Consider the following 16440-nt stretch of genomic DNA (forward strand, 5'->3'; position numbering starts at 1 on the left):
CCGATGACCGAACAGACGCGGGAACGGGCCCAGACGGAACGAGCACAGACAGAGCGAGCACAGGGCACACGGGCGCCGGACGAAGGGGCGCTGCCCACGCAACGACTCGGACAGGAGTTCCAGAACCTCTCCACGGCCGTGGCCGAGCGCGCCCTGTCCCGGGTCACCGAGAAGATCGACGGTCTCGCCGGCCGTCTCACCGACTACGTGGAGCACGGCGGCGCCGGGCTGTTCAGCGCACTCACCGGGAAAGAGAGCGGCGGGCGGGAGGCGCTCGGCGGGCTGCTCGGCGGCCTCACCCGCGGCCGGAACGCCCGGGGACTGCTCAAGTCGGTGACCGACCGGCTCGGCGTGACGGGTGGAGGCGGCCTGCTCAGCGCTCTGACCGAGGGCGGCGGGGGCGGCCACCCCGTACGCGCGGCCATCATGGCGTACGGCAAGGAGAAGATCAAGGGCCTGTTCGGCGGCGGAGGCAAGGGCGGCAAGGGCAAGAAGCTCAAGGTCACCAACATCGTCGAGTCGCTCGACATCGGCGCGCCGCTTCGCCTGGTCTATAACCAGTGGACGCAGTTCGAGGACTTTCCGAGCTTCATGAAGAAGGTCGAGACCGTCGAGCAGAAGTCCGACGAGAAGCTCGGGTGGAAGGCCCAGGTCTTCTGGTCGCACCGCACGTGGGAGTCGACGATCGTCGAGCAGGTTCCCGACAGCAGGATCGTCTGGCGGTCGCAGGGGCCGAAGGGCTTCCCGGACGGCTCGGTGACCTTCCACGAGATCACTCCCGAACTGACCCGGGTCCTGCTCGTCGTCGAGTATCACCCGCAGGGGTTGTTCGAGCGTGTCGGCAACCTGTGGCGAGCCCAGGGCCGCCGGGTCCGGCTCGAGTTCAAGCACTTCAGACGGCACGTCATGACCAACGCCCTGCTGCGTCCCGACGAGATCGAGGGCTGGCGGGGCGAGATCCGCGACAGCGAGGTCGTCAAGGACCACGAGACGGCGCAGCGCGAGGAGCGCGAACGTGAGGGCCGCGAGCGGGGCGAGGAGGCCCCCGAGGAGCGCGAGGAAGCGGCTCCCGAGGAGCGCGAGGAAGCAGCTCCCGAGGAGCACGAGGAAGCAGCCGAGGAAGCGGCTCCCGAGGAGCACGAGGAAGCCGAGGAGGAGCCGTACGAAGAGGAGGAAGAGGAAGAGGAAGAGGAGGAGCCCGAGCGGGCGCGCAGACCCGCATACGCGGGCGCCGAGGCGGCCGGACGCACCGGACGTACCGGACGTACTGGGCCGTCGGCCACCCGCGGGCGCGAAGACGAGCCGGAGGAGCGCGGCGCGCGGGCACCGGCCAGGCGGCGCGGTGCGGAGGCCGAGCGGGGCGAAGGCGAACAGCTCCGGAGGGACGAGCCCCGCAGAGGCGAGGGGACCGAGAAGACGGGCGAGGCCGAGGAGCAGCCGGCGCGCCGCCGTCCCCTGGTCCGGCGCCGCCGATCCCCGGAATAGCAGACACCGAAGAGCAGACACCGAAGAGCAGGCGCCGGAGAGCAGGCACGCCATAGCGAGCAACACATGGAGCAGCCGCCCGTGCGCCCGGGACGGCGCCGGGCGGAACGAGTGATCGGAAACACGACGGGAAATCGAGGAGGGGAAGCGCATGACGGTAGCCGTTCCACCGGCGGGTGGCGGCGGATTGCCGGGCCGGTCGTCGGGATCGGGCCTGGCCGACGTCATTGACACGATCCTGGACAAGGGCCTCGTGATCGACGCCTACGTACGGGTCTCACTGGTCGGCATCGAGATTCTGACCATCGACGTGCGTGTCGTCATCGCGAGCGTCGACACCTATCTCCGGTTCGCCGAGGCGGTGAACCGGCTGGACCTGGCGTCCCAGCAGCCGGGGCTGCCCGGCCTCCTGTCGAGCGCGCCCCAGAGCATCGCCCGCGGCAAGACCAAGGGCGTGGTCCAGGGCGTGCTGGAGGCTGCCGGAGAGAAGCTGCAGGACCTGAGGGAGGGCTACGCCGCGGAGGAACCAGCCCCGCGTGCCCGCCGGCGTCGACGGGAGGAGGACTGAGATGACGGGCTCCACCAGGCAGTCCAGGGCGGGCGACCGGGCCGAGGCTCCCCCGCGCAACACCGCGTGCTACGTCTACGGCATCCTCCCGGAGGACGTGGAGATCAGCGAGGACGCCATCGGGGTGGGCGATCCTCCCGGCCGGGTCAAAATCATCAGGCACGGTGAGATCGCCGCGCTGGTGAGCGATATCGACGTGGACCGCCCCCTCGGCCGCGCATCGGACCTGGTGGCCCACGAGCAGTTGCTCGACGAGGCCGCGGCCGAGGTCCCCGTGCTCCCAATGCGGTTCGGCGCCGTGATGACCACGCCGGAAGCGGTCGTGGAGGAGTTGCTGGCCCCGCACCACGACTCGTTCGCGGCCGCGCTCAAGCAGATCGAAGGCCGGACCCAGTTCGTCCTCAAGGCGCGGTACGCCGAGCAGCCGGTGCTGGTCGAGGTGCTGACGGAGAACGCCGAGGCCAGGCAGCTGCGCGACCGGATCAGGCAGTTGCCGGAAGACGTGACCCGCAACGAACGGATCCGCCTCGGCGAGCTGATCACGCAGATCATCGCCGCGAAGCGCGAGGCGGACACCCGGGCCGTCGTCGGGCGCTTCGAGCCCTTCACCGCCGGCGCGGTGGTCCGGGACCCCAGCCACGAGCGGGACGCCGCACATGTCGCCTTCCTCGTGGAGAACGACCGCCAGGCCGACTTCGAACGCGCCGTCGGGGAGCTGCGCTCCGAGTGGGGAAACCGGGTCGAGGTCCAGATGCTCGGGCCGATGGCGCCATACGACTTCGTCACCACCTGACTCATGGGAGGAGGCCGCCGTGGGACTGATCAGCATGCTGTTCACCTGGCCGCTCGCCCCGGTCCATGGCGTCATCCGGCTGGGCGAGCTGATCCAGCAGCAAGTCGAGCACGAGCTGCGGAATCCGGCGGCGGTCCGGCGGCGGCTGGAGGCCATCGAGGAGGCCCGACGCTCGGGCCAGATCTCCGAAGAGGAGGAGGCCCAGGCCGTGGAAGAGGTCCTCAGGCTCATGAGCGGCCCGCGGAGGGGGTGATCGTCGCATGCCTCCCCGGCGGAGAGCCCGTTACGACAAGGACGCCGCGCCGTACGAGCGGCGGACCTCCTCGAGCATGCCCGTCGAGGAGGAAGGGCCGTACGACGAATCCGAGGGCGAAGACGAGGACGAGCGCAACGGTGAGCGTGGGGATGCGCGCGGGGATGATGCCCGCGCTGCCGGGCCGCGCCGGCGCCGGGCCGCGCTGAACGCGGTGTCCGCCGGACGGCTCGGCCTGCGCTACATCGCGGACCTGACCTCCAAGGACACGGAGGGGGTCACGTCGGTGGAACCCGTGGAGAACGGCTGGCTGGTGGACATCGAGGTCATCGAGGACCGCAGGATCCCGTCCACCAGCGACATGCTGTCGATCTACGAGTGCCAGGTGGACGACGAGGGAAATCTGATGTCCTACCGGCGCACCCGGACCTACCGGCGCGGCGCGGGCGCCTACGGCGGTGGGCTATGACCGATCCCCCCTCGCGTCCCATCCTGCGTGAGTCGTCGTACGCGCCGTCGACCGTTGTGGGCCGGGAGTCGACCAACCTGGGCGACATCTTGGAACGCGTGCTCGACCGGGGCATCGTGATCGCCGGCGACATCAAGGTGAATTTGCTGGAGATCGAGCTGCTGACGATCAAGCTACGGCTGGTCATCGCCTCGGTCGACACCGCGCGGGAGATCGGCATCGACTGGTGGGAGCGCGACCCGTGGCTCAGCGGCAGGGACCGCGAACTGGCCGAGGAGAACCGCCGGCTCCGCGACCGCCTGAACGCGGTCGAGGAGCGCCTGCTCGCCTGGGAGGAGCGGACCGAACTCGAACCGGGCGAGCGCGCCGGAGAACGCCCGGGCGACCACGCGCACGAGCGACGGGGTGACCGCCAGGCCGAGGACCGCGCCCGGCGGCTCGGCCGCCTCGGCGAAACGGAGCCCGGCCGTGAATGACAAGCACCCCGCCGTGAGTGAGAACCACCCCGCCGTGAGCGGGAGCCACCCGGCCGTGAGCGGGAGTCGCCTCGCCGCTCCCGCCGCCCCGCCGCAGAAGGCGCCCCCTGACGACCCGCGCGCGACCCCTGAGACCGCCGCTCCGGGCGGCCCCGGCCAGGGGGTCTACCTGTACGCGGTGACGCCCGGAGGGGAGCCCCCTCGGGACCTGCGCGGCGTCATGGACGGCCCCATGCGGACCATCTCCCACGGCGGGCTGGTGGCCCACGTCAGCGACGTGCCCCTCGACCGGTTCGGCGAGGAACCGCTGCGCCGCTCGCTGGAGGACCTCGAATGGGTGGAGGGGGTCGCGCGCGCCCACCACCGGGTCGTCGAGGCGCTGGCGGCGGCCGGGCCGGCCGCACCCGTGCGCCTCGTGACCGTCTACACCGGCGAGGAGCAGGTCCGCGATCTCCTCGACCGGCGGCACGACGACTTCGCGGAGATCCTGTCGCATGTCGCGGGACGGCGGGAGTGGGGCGTCAAGGCCTACCTGCGCCGGGACACGCCGCCCCCCTCTCCCGCGCCCGCCGCCACCGCCGCCACGACCACCGCCAGCGCCGGCGCCTCCGGTGGCGAGAGCCCCGGCCTGGCGTACCTGCGCCGGAAGAAGGAGAGCCTGCGCGACAGGGAGGACCTGTGGCGCGCGGCGGCCGAGCGGGCCGAGCTCCTGCACGCCGAGCTGGGACAGGTCGCCGTGGCGAGCCGCCGCCACCGCCCGCAGGACCCCCAGCTGTCCGGGCGGAGCGAGTCGATGGTGCTCAACGGCGCCTACCTGGTGGATCCGGCCCGCGAGGAGGAGTTCGCCGCGGTGCTCGGCGGCTACCGCGACCGGTTCCTGGACGTCGAGCTCACGGGCCCGTGGGCGCCCTACTCCTTCACCTCGATCGACCTCGGGGCGGGCCGCGCCGGGGGCCTGCGATGACGCCCGGCGGGACCCCGGCATACCTGCCGGAGCGGCCGCGGGGCGGGACCCTCGCCGCCGAGGGCCGCCTGCCGCCCGAACGTGTGGCGCTCGTCGACCTGCTCGACCGGCTGCTCGCCGGCGGCGTTGTGATCACCGGCGACATCGTGCTGTCGATCGCCGACATCGACCTCGTCCGTATCTCCCTGCGGGCGCTGCTCGGCTCCGTACACGGCACCGAGCCGTTCGACCCGCTCGGCGAGCCGTACGCGGAGGGCGGGCGGGCACCGGACGATCGCGCCCACGGCAGGAGGGAGGGTGGCGATGAGCGGTGGTGAGGCCAGGAGCGCTCCGCGGGACACCGCGGCAGGGCCCTGGCGGATGGGCGTGGAGACCGAGGCGGGCGGCCCGGATCTGCGGGAGCAGGACCGGCGGGAGAAAGACCGGTGGGAGCAGGACCGGTGGGAGCAGGGCGCGGAAGCCGGCAGGGGCAGCCCCTGGCGGATGAACACCGACCCGGAGGCGGTGCGGCGCGACCTGAGCCGTCTCGTGCTGACGCTCGTCGAGCTGGTGCGCCAGCTCGTGGAACGGCAGGCCATCCGGCGGATGGACCAGGGCGACCTGTCCGACGAGCAGGTCGAGACGCTCGGCCTGACGCTGATGCGCCTGGAAGAGGCCATGACCGAGTTGTGCGAGCGATTCGACGTCTCACCGGCCGACCTCAACCTCGACCTGGGGCCCCTCGGCACGCTGCTGCCCACCGACGCACCGTGAGCGCGAGCGTGTACGGCCAGGTCGCCCGGGTAGGCGGAGGGGACCGATCGGGGCGGAAGGGGATGTCATGAGTGTCGTCGGCCGTGACGAGGTCCGGGCGCTGCTGGAGTCGCCGTCGCCCGACGCGACGCTGGTGCTGGTGGGCGGGCGGTGTGAGGTCGTGCCGGAGTCGCGCGCCGAGGGCGTCGTGATCGTCGGCCGGCGTGACCTGGAGAGCCTGCTGGGCGACGGCCCGGTGGACGACCGGCGGCTCGGCGAGCTCGCGGACCGGCTCGACACGATCGCCCGCGACCTGGGTGCGTGACGGCCCGACCGGCAGGCCCACAGCGCGTGCCGGTCGTGTTGGGGGGAGCGTATGGGGGAGTTCGATGCGTCCGCGTACGGGCAGACGATCGCCGACGTCTACGACGAGATGGTGGAGCACCTGCCGACCGGCCCGGCGGTCGAGCGCGTCTTCCGGCTGGCCGAGGGAGGGCCCGTCCTGGAGTTCGGGATCGGCACCGGCAGGCTGGCGCTCCCCCTCGCCGCCCGCGGCCTGGCCGTGGCGGGTGTCGACGGGTCGCCCGACATGGTGGCGGTCCTGCGCGACAAGCCCGGCGGTGACCGCATTCCGGTCACGGTAGGCGACTTCTCCGAGGTTCGGGTGGAGGGGAGGTTCGCGCTCGTCCTGCTGGCCTTCAACACCGTCTTCGCGCTGCCCTCGCAGGAGGCCCAGGTGCGGTGCTTCCACAACGCGGCGGCCCACCTGCGGCCCGGGGGGCGCTTCGTGATCGAGGCGTGGGTGCCGGACCCCGCGATCTTCCGCGACCGGACGTCGCTGCGACTGCTGACCGTCGGCGAGGACGAGGTCGTCGCCGAGGCCGCCCGGCTGTGCCCGGCCGAGCAGTTCATGCACACGACGAAACTGCGGATGACCGCGGACGGCCTTCGGCTGCTGCCGGCCAACCACCGCTACGCCTGGCCGTGCGAGCTGGACCTCATGGCCCGCCTCGCGGGGATGGCGCGCGAGCACCGCTGGGCCGACTGGTCCGGCGCCGCCTTCACCGACGACAGCCGTGCCCACGTGTCCGTCTACCGCTCGATGGAGAGCTGATGCAGTTGCCCGCGCCCAGAGGCCCGCTCACCGACCGGCTCTTCGCGGAGCTGGTCCGGCCGCCGCACGCTTTCGACCCGCCGCCCGCCGATCCGTACGGCGGCCCGTGCAGCCCATCCGGCGGCCCATCCGGCGACCCGTGCGACGACCCGTGCGACCCGTGCGACGGCTCATCCGGCAGCGAGGAGGACGCGCAGCTCGCGCTGTTCGTCTGCTACGAGCTGCACTACCAGGGCTTCGACGGCGTCGACGACCGCTGGGAGTGGAACCCGTCGGTGCTGGCCCTGCGGGAGCGCCTGGAGACGTGGTTCGAGGGGTGGCTGGCCCGGCGCGTGCCCCGCCCGCCCGCTCCGCAGCCGCGGGAGGTGCCCCGGGCCCTGGCGGCGCTGGTGGCGGCCGACGACGGCCCCTCCCTGTCGGCCTACCTGCGCGGGAGAGGCGACGCCGCGCAGTTCCGCGAGTTCGTGGTCCACCGGTCGATCTACCAGCTCAAGGAGGCCGACCCCCACACGTGGGGCATCCCGCGCCTGCTCGGGCGGCCGAAGGCCGCGCTGGTGGAGATCCAGTCGGACGAGTACGGCGGGGGCAGGCCGGAGCGCATGCACGCCGAGCTGTTCCGCGCGACCATGCGGGGGCTCGGCCTCGACGACTCCTACGGCGCCTACCTGGGCAGCGTCCCCGGTGTGACGCTGGCGATCAGCAACGTCATGTCGCTGTTCGGGCTGCACCGCCATCACCGGGCCGCGCTCCTCGGGCACCTCGCGGCCTTCGAGATGACCTCGTCGCTCCCCAACCGCCGCTACAGCCAGGGCCTGCGGCGGCTGGGCGGCGACGCCGGCGCGCGCCGCTACTACGACGAGCACGTGCAGGCCGACGCCGTACACGAGCAGATCGCCGTGCACGACATGTGCGGCGCGTTCGCCGCGCAACACCCCGCCATGACCGGCGACATCCTGTACGGCGCCGCCTGTGCGCTGACCCTCGACCGGCTCTTCGCGGAGCACCTGCTGGGCCGGTGGCGGGAGGGGCGTACCTCCCTGTGGCGGGCCGACGCCGAGGTGACGACTCGATGACCACGCACGGCCGCCGCCCGCCCGAGCCGGGCCCCGTCACAAGGCCGGGCGCCGTCACATCGCCGGGCCCTGCCACCGCGCCCGGCCCTGCCACCGCGTCCGGCCCCGGCGCGGCGCGGATCGACTACGTGCTGCCGCTGCGCTGGCACGACGACGCCGGGCTGGCGGAGCTGACCGGCTACCTGCGCGGCCTGTCCCGGCACGCCCGGATCGTGGTGGTCGACGGCTCGCCGTCGCCGCTGTTCGAAAGGCACGCGCGCCTGTGGCGCGGCATCGCCGAGCACGTACGGCCCGACGACGACCTGACGGTCGCGAACGGCAAGGTGGCGGGCGTGCTCACCGGCATGCGCCGCGCCCGGAGCGAGCACGTCGTGATCGCCGACGACGACGTGCGTTACGACGCCGGTGGGCTCGCCCGGGTCCACGCCCTGCTCGGCCACGCCGACCTCGTCCGCCCGCAGAACCACTTCCACCCGCTCCCCTGGCACGCCCGCTGGGACAGCGCCCGCACCCTGCTCAACCGCGGCCTCCTCGGGGCGGACTATCCGGGGACTTTCGGCGTACGCCGGTCGACGTTCGAGAAGATGGGCGGCTACGACGGCGACGTGCTGTTCGAGAACCTGGAGCTCATCCGCACGGTCCGTGCCCACGGCGGCCGGGAAGTCCGCCCGCTCGACCTGTATGTCCGGCGCCTGCCACCCGGCGCCCGCCGGTTCTGGTCCCAGCGGGTCCGGCAGGCGTACGACGACCTGGCGCAACCCGTACGGATGGCGGCCTTCCTCGCCGTCCTCCCATGCGTGGGCGCGGCTCTGTGGCGACGCCGGCCGGAGTTGGTCGCGGCGGGCGCGGTGGCGGCGGTCGGCCTGGCGGAGATCGGACGCCGCCGCGCCGGAGGCCGCCGGATCTTCCCCGCCGCGACCAGCCTGTTCGCACCGGTCTGGGTGCTCGAACGCGCCACCTGCAGCTGGGCGGCCCTGGCCGCCAGGTTCGCGCGCGGCGGCGTGCCGTACGCGGGGCGGCGCCTGCGGGTCGCCGCGCACTCGACGCGCCAGATCCGCCGCCGGGCACTGTGTCCGCCTCCGGGCGCTGTGAACGTCCGGCCCTTCCGGGCCGGGCCTTCCCAGGCGACGGCCGGGCCTCGTCAGCCGGACGGATCGGGCTCGCTCGTCGCCTGGAAGCCGGCCGCCTTGTGAGAGCCGTCGCAGAACGGCTTGGCCGAGGACCGGCCGCAGCGGCACAGCGCCACCGTGGCCCGGCCGGGATCGATGCGCCGGCCGTCCTGCGTCATGAGCGTGAACGGCCCGCGCACCAGCAGCGGGCCGTCCTCGCAGGGCGTCACCGTGACCGCCGTCGTCGTGGCCGGGTCCTCCGCCATGTGCTCCATGTGGTGCAGCCTGCCCGGGACGACGACGGCATAACACGTGGTCAACGGCGCACGGTCATTCCCATCTCGCGCAGTGGGCGGAGGGGCTGAAGGCCCAGCATCCGGCCCGGCCCGCGCCGGATTCCTCCGCCGCGAGTGCGAACCCGGCGAACGGCGCGCTGAACGCGCCGGGCACGCCCGACGGGCTGGGCACACCCGACTTCGCACTCGGCGGGGCGAAGGCCCACCGTGGCGTCGCCGTGTCGCTCGTCTGCCCGCCGCCGAACTCGTGGGAGTGCCCGGACGTACGGCTCCGCCAGGGCGCCAGGCTCCAGCAGCCGGCCGTGCCGTCGTCCCCGCATCGGTCGTGCGCCTCGGCGACCAGCGGCGGCAGCGGCAGATACCCCGGGATCACGATCGGCGCGGTAGGCGGCTGCCCGCCCGCGGAAAGCGGCGCCGTCCCGGACGGGCCGGTGAGCGACGGCGCGGGAATCCCCCACACCGGGCTGCCCGAGGACGTCGGCACGGACGCGGCACCGGTGGGAGCCGTGGGAACCGTGGGAACCGTCGGAGACGTGGGCGTCACGGGCGGAGGGGCCGTCCCTGTCGGCGGCGTACCGCCCGCCTGCGGGACGGCGGGCGGATCGGCGGCGGGAAGCGCGGTCGAGGTGACGGTCGCGCTGGGCTTGGGCGCCGGAGGCTGCTGCGTCGGCTTGTCGCTCGGCGTCGGCTTGTCCGTGGGCTGCGGCTTCGAGGTCGGCTTGTCCGTCGGCTTATCGGTCGGCTTGTCGGTCGGCTTGTCCGTCGGCTTATCGGTCGGCTTGTCGGTCGGCTTGTCGGTCGGCTTGTCTGTGGCTGTGGAGCTTGGCTGCGTGCTCGCCGTGGATCCCGGGGTGGGCGAGACACCCACCGAGACGGTCACCTGGGGGCTGGCCTGCGGTATCGGGCTCGCGCTGGCCGCCTTGGGCGCGCTCGCGCCGCTCGCGGTGGGTGCGGGAGTCGCAGGAGCGGCGTCTCGCGCCGCCGCCTTCTGCGTCGCCGTCGCGGTGGGCGCGCTGCTCGCGGTCGGCGCCGACGCTCCCTGACCAGCCTGTCCGGCCTGACCAGCCTGTCCGGCCTGGCTTCTCTGTCCGGCCTGGCCGGTCTGGCTGCTCTGTCCGGTCGGGCCGGGAGTCGCGGTGGCACCGCCCGCCGTCGGCGTCGGAGCCGCCGCCGCGCTCGGCCCGCCGTTCGGCTCCGGCTTGCTCAGCGCCCCCGGCGCGGACAGGGCCCTCATCATGGGACCACTGCTCGCGGTGGGGACGGGCCGCTGGGGAGCCGGCGGCGAGGACACCGGCGGCGTCGCCGTACCACCGGGAGTGGCCGGAGGCGGAGTGGCTGGAGGCGGAGTGGCCGGACGCGGCGGGGCGGAGCTCTCGGCGCGGCTGTTGCCGGTGTGCCGTGAGGTGCCGGCCGGCCGGTCGGCATTGGTCCGCCCTGACCGGTGGCCCTGTCCACGGGTCTCACGAGTCACCCGGCCGCCTGTAGCGGAGCTTCGGCCCTGGCGGTCCTGATCACGCGACGCGTGGGCCGTCCTGTCGCGGGTGGAGGTGCCGCCCGAACCGGTGCCCTGGGTGCGGCGGGACGAGCCGGAGGAGGATCCGGCGGACTCGTGCGACCTCTCCGACGAGCCGTCAGAGCTACGGGAGGAGTCACGGGCCGCATCGGACGAGCCGCCGGAGGCACCCGCGTGGGCCTTGACCGTCGTCCGTCTGTCAGGGGCGGCGTCATCCGCCGCGCCCCCGGCGCCGCGCGACGCGTTCCTGGCACCGTCGGGCTCGTCGGCGGCACGGCGCGGCGGGATCGTGGTGTCGTCGGATCTGTCCGCGGTGTGCTCGGAGGAGTCGTCGTGCGCCGCGCCGGACGAATCGCCCGGACCGTTTGACGAGCTCCGCTCCGCATCCGACGTTCCATCGGAACCACGCGAGGAGCGGTGCGGGGCGTCGGAGGAGTCGTGGGCCACGTCGGACGAGCCGCCGGAGGAACCCGAGCCGGCCTCGACCGAGGTCTGTCTGTCAGGGGCGGCGTCGCGCGCGTCGTCACGAACGTCGTCGCGCGCGCGGTCACGCACGCCGCCGGAGCCGCCCGACGAGGAAGCCGGCGCCGAATCAGACGAGGACGACGAGAGGTGGCCGGGCTCGTCGGAGGTGGGCGCGGCCAGGGGGGCGGCGCCGTCTATCGGTGGGGGGGCGTCCCGGCCGGGCTCGGCCACGGCGGCCCAGGGCTGTGCGACGACGGCACCACCGGTCGCGGATACCGCGGCCAGGAGCAGGCCGGAGACCAGGGTGGCGCGCCGGGAGGACATTCGGGGGGTCATGAGGCTCTTCCTCGATCTAGGGAGTGGGCCGGGGACCGATGAGGGACTTCCAGCCCGCCGCGGCGAACTCGGGCGTCCCTGGGAGAGCGGCTGCGGGCACGGACGGGGGCGTCGGGTCGGGGATGTTCACCCAGTCGCCCTTGTCCGCACCGCGCATATCGGGTTTCCACGCCATCAGCAGGCTCATGGCGTAGGGGCTGGAGTAGACGGGGCCGGTGGCACCGGCGCCCGTGGTCGCCGTCACCTGCACCAGGACGGCGACCTGCACCTGGTTCTCGGAGCGGACCTTCCACTGGACGCCGATCGTCTGCGTCCGCAGGGCCGCCCCGGCGGGAAGCCGGCCTTCGGGGGGAAGGCCGAGGGTCTCCCGCCAGCCGCGTACGGCGTCGCGAGCACCCTCGCGTGCCGCCTCACGCTGGTCCGGCGGGGCGTACAGCGCGGCCGCCTGTTCCGCCTGGCCGACGTCGAGCGTCCAGGCGGCCTCCAGGGCGGCGGCTGCGGCGGACGCCGCCCCGATCTCGGTCTGGGGGAAGCCGACCGGATAGCCTCCGTCGCCCTCGTGACCGGTCGGCGCCGCCAGCGCGACAGACGGCGCGACGACGCGCGCCGGCATGGACGGCGCCTCCGCGTGCCGGGTCTGCAGCACGATCACCGCGACGGCGATGACGGTGACGACTCCCGCGACGGCGACGACCAGGTGCCGGGGATCCCACCGTCGCGGCGGTCCCAGGTCCCAGTCGAGCGCCGGATCGGGGATGACCGGTCCCACTACTTGCTCCGGTCCGTCCGCTGCGTGAACGCCTGCCCGGCAGCCGCGGCGAGGCGCAGGTACGCGCCGCGGGTGGTGGGCCGCAGCCGGGCCAGGTCGACCTCCGCGCCTTCCTTGAGATGCGGGTCGAACGGCACCCGCACCACCATGCGGCAGCGGCCGGCGAAGTGGCGTTCGAGCAGGTCGACGTCCACGTGCGACTTCGGCTCGACCGCGTTCAGCACGACGATGGCGTTCTTGACGAGGTGGCCGTGGCCGTGGGCGGTGAGCCAGTCGAGGGTCGCGGCGGCCGAGCTCGCGCCGTCCACGGCGACCATGGTGACCAGCACGATCTGGTCGGCGAGCTCCAGCGTGGCGCCCATGGCGCCGTGCAGGAGCCCGGTGCCGCAGTCGGTGATGCAGATCGAGTAGTAACGCTCGATCAGATTGGCGACCGTACGGTAGTCCTCGGCGTCGAAGGCCTCGCTGACGGCCGGGTCGGTGTCGGACGCGAGCACCTCCAGCCGGGCGGACGACTGCGAGGTGAACGCGCGGGCGTCGGCGTACCGGACGATGTGCGGCGCCTCGGCCAGCAGAGTCCGGATCGTCGCCGCGGTCTCCGACTTGACCTTGATGCCGAGCGTTCCCCTGTCGGGGTTGGCGTCGATGGCGATCACCCGGTCGCCGCGCAGCGAGGCCAGGGTGTTGCCCAGCGCCGCCGTCGTCGTGGTCTTCCCCACCCCGCCTTTCAGGCTCATGACGGCGATCCTGTGGTGACCGCTGGCGACGGGCGTCTGGGCCTGGGCGATCAGCGTGCGCCGTTCCAGCTCCGCCGCCGACTCCGAGGGGATGATCCGGCCGCCGGAGAGCTGGTAGACGAGCCGCCGCCATCCGCCGGTGGGCTCTATGCGGCGGTTCGTCAACAGATGTTCTGCCGTGAGAGGCACACTCTCCGGGAACTGCTCGGCGGGAGTCGGCACCGAAGTGCGAATCTCGGTCATGGGGGTCCTTTCACCGAGGACGGGAGGAAACGGAGGCGGTCAGCAGGTGCTCCATCGCACGGTGGCGGTGCCTTTGCCTTTCGGGGCGTGCAGTTCGAGCGACGCCGTCACGGGCGAGGGGACCCCGCACCAGTAGCGGACGCGCAACGCGCGCACGGTGAGCACGTCGGTGTGCCCGGGCTTGAGCGTTCCACTGGACGGCTCGACCATCAGGCCGGGAGCCGATATCCGCCATTTCACGGGTTTTCCGGAGGTCGTCGAGAGAGTGAGGGTCCCCCTCCCGAACGCGTCGAGTGTGACGACGGACGGCGCCTGCACACCCCAGGCCCCCATCAGGAAGGCGCCGGGAGATGTGGAGGTGTCCGGAGCGGCGCCCTGTCCGCCGGGCTTCGCGGCTCCCCCGTCCGCAGTGCCCCCGTCCGCGGTGTCGCCAGCCGCGGTGCCCTGTTGCCCGCCGGACTGCGCGGCGCCCCCGGCGGTGGCGGCCCCTGCGGCGGTCGCGGTCACCGTGGCCTGCGGCGCGCCCGAGACCGTGCTCGTGGTGCCCTCGCCCGCCGCAGCGCCGTCCGTCTGGCCGGCCGCCGAGGAGTTCGCGCCCGTCCCCGTTCCCGCCGGATCGGCGGAGGCCTGGGCGACGCTCGCCTCCAGCGACCCCTTGTGGGACTGGGGGGCAGGAGCGAGAAGGTTGATTCCCGTCACGGTCCCCGCCGCCCCCGCGATGACGACGATGACGATCCGGAGGGCGGTCGCCCGCAGCAGCGAGCCGACCCGGGCCAGGACCTCGACGATCCTGATCTGCGCACCGGCGGGCGCCCTGTGGGTGAGGTCCATCTCCCCCGCCGTGTCGGCGACAGCGTCGGCATCGGCGACGTAAGCGAGTGCGGGGGCGGGGACCGCTTCGGCGGCGTGCGCCAGGGCCTCCCTGGCCCTGATCTGCGAGAGCAGCGCGTTGTAGAGAGGCGTGTCCTGCCCCGGCGGTAGCGCGGCGCCCTCTCCGGAAGCCGGGTACGCCCCTCGCTCCGCCCCTGCCGCTTCCGAGTAGCGGGCCGAGCCGCCTTGGCCGCCTTGGCCGCCTTGGCCGCCTGGACCGCCTGGACCACCTGGACCACCTGGACCGCCTGGACCGCCTGGACCAGTCGAGTCCGCACCCCGCGACCCCGGTGACGCGGTCGCGCCCCGCGACCCCGGTGAGCCGGTCGTGCCCGACGCCCTGGGGAACGGATTGGGCCGTTGCGCGCCGCGTGACTTCAACGCTCCCGGCGTCCACGGCAGGCTCGGCTGGGTGTCCTCCTGGGAGATGGCCCGCACCGGGCGCTCCGGCAGTTCGGGCCCGGCACCCGCCAGAGCACCGGCCTGAGCGGCCGCTTGAGCACCGGCCGCAGCACCCGCAACGGTGCCGGCCGCAGTGTCGGCCGCAGTACCCGCCACCGTGCCCGCCGAAGCATCCGCAAGGGTGCCCGCCGAAGCACCCGCAACGGTGCCCGCCGCAGTGCCCGCCGCAGTGCCCGCCGTACCCGCCGCAGCACCGGCCGCAGTGCCTCCCACGGTGCCTCCCGCAGTGCCTCCCGCAGCACCGGCCGCAGTGCCCCCCACAGTGCCGGCGGGACGCGGCGCCTCCGGCTGTGCGGGCGGGACCAGGTGGCCGGGTCTCGTGTCCTGCCTGTCCTTCCCGTCCTCCCGGAACGGCGGACGGGACTCCTCATGGGACACGGCCGGCGATCGGCCGGGCGGCACCGGCGGCGGGGCGGCCGGAGACGCGGGGAACGCCGGCGCGGGAACAGCAGGAGCGGGCGCCACGTCCACGGGAGGAGCCGTGTCCACGGGAGCGGACAGCGGCATGCCGAACGACAGGGGAGGCCGGTGCCCCGCCCGCTCCGCCGGGGCGGACCGTTCCCTGCTCAGGGCGTCCAGGAGTCGCTGCCTGGTCTCGGCCGTGAGGTCGGCGACCGGAGGTCGGGAAAGGATCTGCGGAACGGTGTATCGGATGTTGATGGGCCGCTTGCACACCACGCAGGTCACGATGTGCCGCAGCAGCGCCGTACGGGCGGCGCCGAAGTCGGCCGCCTCGCCGCGCTCGTCCGGGAAGACGGCGGCGGCCAGCGGGCCGATCTCCGGGCAGATCGGCCGGCCCCGGGCGAGACCGTCCAGTCCGCTCACAAGGATCTCCACCACATCCTGGGTACGCGCGATGAGCCGGCCGGCCTCCTTCAACGGCAGGGCGAGCACGTACACGAGATCCCGAAGTGGGAGTTCGTGGCGGTAGAGCAGGAGCAGCGTCTCCGCGCCCAAGGGGTCGGCCAGGCGCCACGCGCGCCGCACCGCGAGGTGGTCGGGCCCGCCGGTACCGGGTCCGGGCAGGAACCCCCGCCCCGGGCCGGTGGCGACCTCACGGCGCAGCGCGGACAGCAGCCAGGCCCGGTCTGAAACGTTCCCGGGCCGTTCGCGGGCGGCACACGACTCCAGCGCCGCGATCACCGCCGCGAGCATGGGGCCGGAGTCGAGGTGACCGGAGGCGTAGTCGACGAGGTGGGCGCCGTGCTCGTCCACCCATGCCATCCCCCGGCCGGGGTCGAGCGTCACATCCCCGATGGGCGGGTTCATGCGCACCGGATCGGAGTGGGGATGACGACGGCGTCATGTTCGGCCAGAGCATCCCTGCGACTTAGGCAGTGCACTTGCCTAACAGGAAATCTTGATGCATACCGATACATAGAACGAGATCTTAGACTGACTGCGATGTGTTGGGAAGGAAAAGAACCAGAGAAATCATGAGTTGAGGATAAGCCGCAAATAACACCGATATGGTCATCCGAAAGGGGCCCAGTCGCAGCACCGTTACCGTCTCCGGACTTGTCTGGAGAACTTGCGGATCATGCTCGATCTAACCGCCCTACAGGGCGGGTGGCCTGGCATTTCATTCTCTTTTCGCGCACCGGACACAACCGGCGACGGGCGTGCTTCCCTGCCCGCCTTTCGCCCGCCATCCGTTCGCCACATCCGATGCGAATAGCCTTCATATTTCCGGGGAATAATCAGCGTTTCATG

General features: G+C 73.1%; 19 protein-coding genes. 14 read left to right on the forward strand and 5 right to left on the reverse strand.

The features are described 5' to 3' along the window. Positions 1-3: 3 nt before the first annotated feature. The 13 genes from ACGFIB_RS25375 (at position 4) to ACGFIB_RS25435 (ending at position 9120) form a co-directional block, all read left to right on the forward strand. Entirely contained in the window at positions 4-1485 is a 1482-nt protein-coding gene (locus ACGFIB_RS25375) for an SRPBCC family protein (RefSeq protein WP_393375451.1), read from the forward strand. Between the two features lie 151 nt (positions 1486-1636). After that, a complete protein-coding gene (gvpJ, locus tag ACGFIB_RS25380) occupies positions 1637-2053 on the forward strand; it encodes a gas vesicle protein GvpJ (RefSeq protein ID WP_142574748.1) in 417 nt (138 codons plus the stop codon). Position 2054: 1 nt separating this feature from the next. Then, positions 2055-2846 carry a GvpL/GvpF family gas vesicle protein gene (locus ACGFIB_RS25385; protein ID WP_142574747.1) on the forward strand — a complete coding sequence of 264 codons (792 nt, stop codon included), beginning with the start codon at positions 2055-2057 and terminating at the stop codon, positions 2844-2846. A gap of 19 nt (positions 2847-2865) precedes the next feature. Then, positions 2866-3099, forward strand: a complete 234-nt coding sequence (locus ACGFIB_RS25390; protein WP_142574746.1) for a gas vesicle protein GvpG — start codon at positions 2866-2868, stop codon at positions 3097-3099. A 7-nt stretch (positions 3100-3106) separates the two neighbouring features. Then, positions 3107-3568 carry a gas vesicle protein GvpO gene (gene gvpO / locus ACGFIB_RS25395; protein WP_357245371.1) on the forward strand — a complete coding sequence of 154 codons (462 nt, stop codon included), beginning with the start codon at positions 3107-3109 and terminating at the stop codon, positions 3566-3568. After that, positions 3565-4044 (forward strand): gas vesicle protein, encoded by a 480-nt coding sequence (locus ACGFIB_RS25400; RefSeq protein ID WP_357245369.1) that lies wholly within the window; start codon positions 3565-3567, stop codon positions 4042-4044. The genes gvpO and ACGFIB_RS25400 overlap by 4 nt, the downstream gene beginning before the upstream one ends. Continuing rightward, positions 4037-5008 carry a GvpL/GvpF family gas vesicle protein gene (locus tag ACGFIB_RS25405; protein ID WP_357245367.1) on the forward strand — a complete coding sequence of 324 codons (972 nt, stop codon included), beginning with the start codon at positions 4037-4039 and terminating at the stop codon, positions 5006-5008. Before ACGFIB_RS25400 ends, ACGFIB_RS25405 begins: the two co-directional genes overlap by 8 nt. Then, the gene (locus ACGFIB_RS25410) at positions 5005-5325 is read left to right on the forward strand and encodes a gas vesicle protein (RefSeq protein ID WP_142574744.1); all 321 of its coding nucleotides are present in this window, start codon (positions 5005-5007) and stop codon (positions 5323-5325) included. The genes ACGFIB_RS25405 and ACGFIB_RS25410 overlap by 4 nt, the downstream gene beginning before the upstream one ends. Beyond that, positions 5312-5761, forward strand: a complete 450-nt coding sequence (locus tag ACGFIB_RS25415) for a gas vesicle protein K (protein ID WP_357262378.1) — start codon at positions 5312-5314, stop codon at positions 5759-5761. The genes ACGFIB_RS25410 and ACGFIB_RS25415 overlap by 14 nt, the downstream gene beginning before the upstream one ends. Positions 5762-5828: 67 nt before the next feature. Then, the gene (locus ACGFIB_RS25420) at positions 5829-6065 is read left to right on the forward strand and encodes a hypothetical protein (protein WP_142574743.1); all 237 of its coding nucleotides are present in this window, start codon (positions 5829-5831) and stop codon (positions 6063-6065) included. Between the two features lie 51 nt (positions 6066-6116). After that, positions 6117-6854 (forward strand): class I SAM-dependent DNA methyltransferase, encoded by a 738-nt coding sequence (locus ACGFIB_RS25425; RefSeq protein ID WP_142574742.1) that lies wholly within the window; start codon positions 6117-6119, stop codon positions 6852-6854. Next, positions 6854-7927, forward strand: coding sequence for an iron-containing redox enzyme family protein (locus ACGFIB_RS25430; RefSeq protein WP_393375458.1), 1074 nt, complete (start codon positions 6854-6856; stop codon positions 7925-7927). The genes ACGFIB_RS25425 and ACGFIB_RS25430 overlap by 1 nt, the downstream gene beginning before the upstream one ends. Next, positions 7924-9120 carry a glycosyltransferase gene (locus ACGFIB_RS25435; RefSeq protein WP_393375460.1) on the forward strand — a complete coding sequence of 399 codons (1197 nt, stop codon included), beginning with the start codon at positions 7924-7926 and terminating at the stop codon, positions 9118-9120. Before ACGFIB_RS25430 ends, ACGFIB_RS25435 begins: the two co-directional genes overlap by 4 nt. Here the strand turns inward: ACGFIB_RS25435 and ACGFIB_RS25440 are convergent. Both ACGFIB_RS25440 and ACGFIB_RS25445 read right to left on the reverse strand, forming a co-directional pair. After that, positions 9069-9356 carry a CDGSH iron-sulfur domain-containing protein gene (locus ACGFIB_RS25440; protein WP_393375463.1) on the reverse strand — a complete coding sequence of 96 codons (288 nt, stop codon included), beginning with the start codon at positions 9354-9356 and terminating at the stop codon, positions 9069-9071. The two genes, ACGFIB_RS25435 and ACGFIB_RS25440, sit on opposite strands and share 52 nt — an antisense overlap. A 10-nt stretch (positions 9357-9366) precedes the next feature. Beyond that, positions 9367-9816, reverse strand: coding sequence for a hypothetical protein (locus tag ACGFIB_RS25445; protein WP_393375466.1), 450 nt, complete (start codon positions 9814-9816; stop codon positions 9367-9369). A gap of 49 nt (positions 9817-9865) precedes the next feature. On the opposite strand from ACGFIB_RS25445, the gene ACGFIB_RS25450 reads away from it, so the two are divergent. Next, positions 9866-10375 (forward strand): hypothetical protein, encoded by a 510-nt coding sequence (locus tag ACGFIB_RS25450; RefSeq protein WP_393375469.1) that lies wholly within the window; start codon positions 9866-9868, stop codon positions 10373-10375. Between the two features lie 1287 nt (positions 10376-11662). On the opposite strand, the gene ACGFIB_RS25455 is transcribed toward ACGFIB_RS25450, so the two are convergent. The 3 genes from ACGFIB_RS25455 to ACGFIB_RS25465 are packed head-to-tail and all read right to left on the reverse strand — an operon-like array spanning position 11663 to position 15996. Continuing rightward, on the reverse strand, positions 11663-12415 hold the full coding sequence (locus ACGFIB_RS25455) for a hypothetical protein (protein WP_142574739.1): 753 nt from the start codon (positions 12413-12415) through the stop codon (positions 11663-11665). Continuing rightward, positions 12415-13395: a MinD/ParA family ATP-binding protein gene (locus ACGFIB_RS25460; protein WP_357245354.1), complete on the reverse strand. Its 981-nt coding sequence runs from the start codon at positions 13393-13395 to the stop codon at positions 12415-12417. The genes ACGFIB_RS25455 and ACGFIB_RS25460 overlap by 1 nt, the downstream gene beginning before the upstream one ends. 39 nt (positions 13396-13434) lie before the next feature. Next, complete coding sequence (locus ACGFIB_RS25465) at positions 13435-15996, reverse strand: hypothetical protein (protein ID WP_393375472.1); 2562 nt, start codon at positions 15994-15996, stop codon at positions 13435-13437. Positions 15997-16440 lie beyond the last annotated feature (444 nt).

The organism is Microbispora bryophytorum (assembly GCF_043197435.1).
Lineage (GTDB): Bacteria > Actinomycetota > Actinomycetes > Streptosporangiales > Streptosporangiaceae > Microbispora > Microbispora bryophytorum.

Bases quoted from the DNA above. Each gene is read 5' to 3' on its own strand.
- ACGFIB_RS25375 (WP_393375451.1), top strand. From the start codon at position 4: ATGACCGAACAGACGCGGGAACGGGCCCAGACGGAACGAGCACAGACA.
- gvpJ (WP_142574748.1), top strand. From the start codon at position 1,637: ATGACGGTAGCCGTTCCACCGGCGGGTGGCGGCGGATTGCCGGGCCGG.
- ACGFIB_RS25385 (WP_142574747.1), top strand. From the start codon at position 2,055: ATGACGGGCTCCACCAGGCAGTCCAGGGCGGGCGACCGGGCCGAGGCT.
- gvpO (WP_357245371.1), top strand. From the start codon at position 3,107: ATGCCTCCCCGGCGGAGAGCCCGTTACGACAAGGACGCCGCGCCGTAC.
- ACGFIB_RS25400 (WP_357245369.1), top strand. From the start codon at position 3,565: ATGACCGATCCCCCCTCGCGTCCCATCCTGCGTGAGTCGTCGTACGCG.
- ACGFIB_RS25410 (WP_142574744.1), top strand. From the start codon at position 5,005: ATGACGCCCGGCGGGACCCCGGCATACCTGCCGGAGCGGCCGCGGGGC.
- ACGFIB_RS25415 (WP_357262378.1), top strand. From the start codon at position 5,312: ATGAGCGGTGGTGAGGCCAGGAGCGCTCCGCGGGACACCGCGGCAGGG.
- ACGFIB_RS25420 (WP_142574743.1), top strand. From the start codon at position 5,829: ATGAGTGTCGTCGGCCGTGACGAGGTCCGGGCGCTGCTGGAGTCGCCG.
- ACGFIB_RS25425 (WP_142574742.1), top strand. From the start codon at position 6,117: ATGGGGGAGTTCGATGCGTCCGCGTACGGGCAGACGATCGCCGACGTC.
- ACGFIB_RS25430 (WP_393375458.1), top strand. From the start codon at position 6,854: ATGCAGTTGCCCGCGCCCAGAGGCCCGCTCACCGACCGGCTCTTCGCG.
- ACGFIB_RS25435 (WP_393375460.1), top strand. From the start codon at position 7,924: ATGACCACGCACGGCCGCCGCCCGCCCGAGCCGGGCCCCGTCACAAGG.
- ACGFIB_RS25460 (WP_357245354.1), bottom strand. From the start codon at position 13,395: ATGACCGAGATTCGCACTTCGGTGCCGACTCCCGCCGAGCAGTTCCCG.
- ACGFIB_RS25465 (WP_393375472.1), bottom strand. From the start codon at position 15,996: ATGAACCCGCCCATCGGGGATGTGACGCTCGACCCCGGCCGGGGGATG.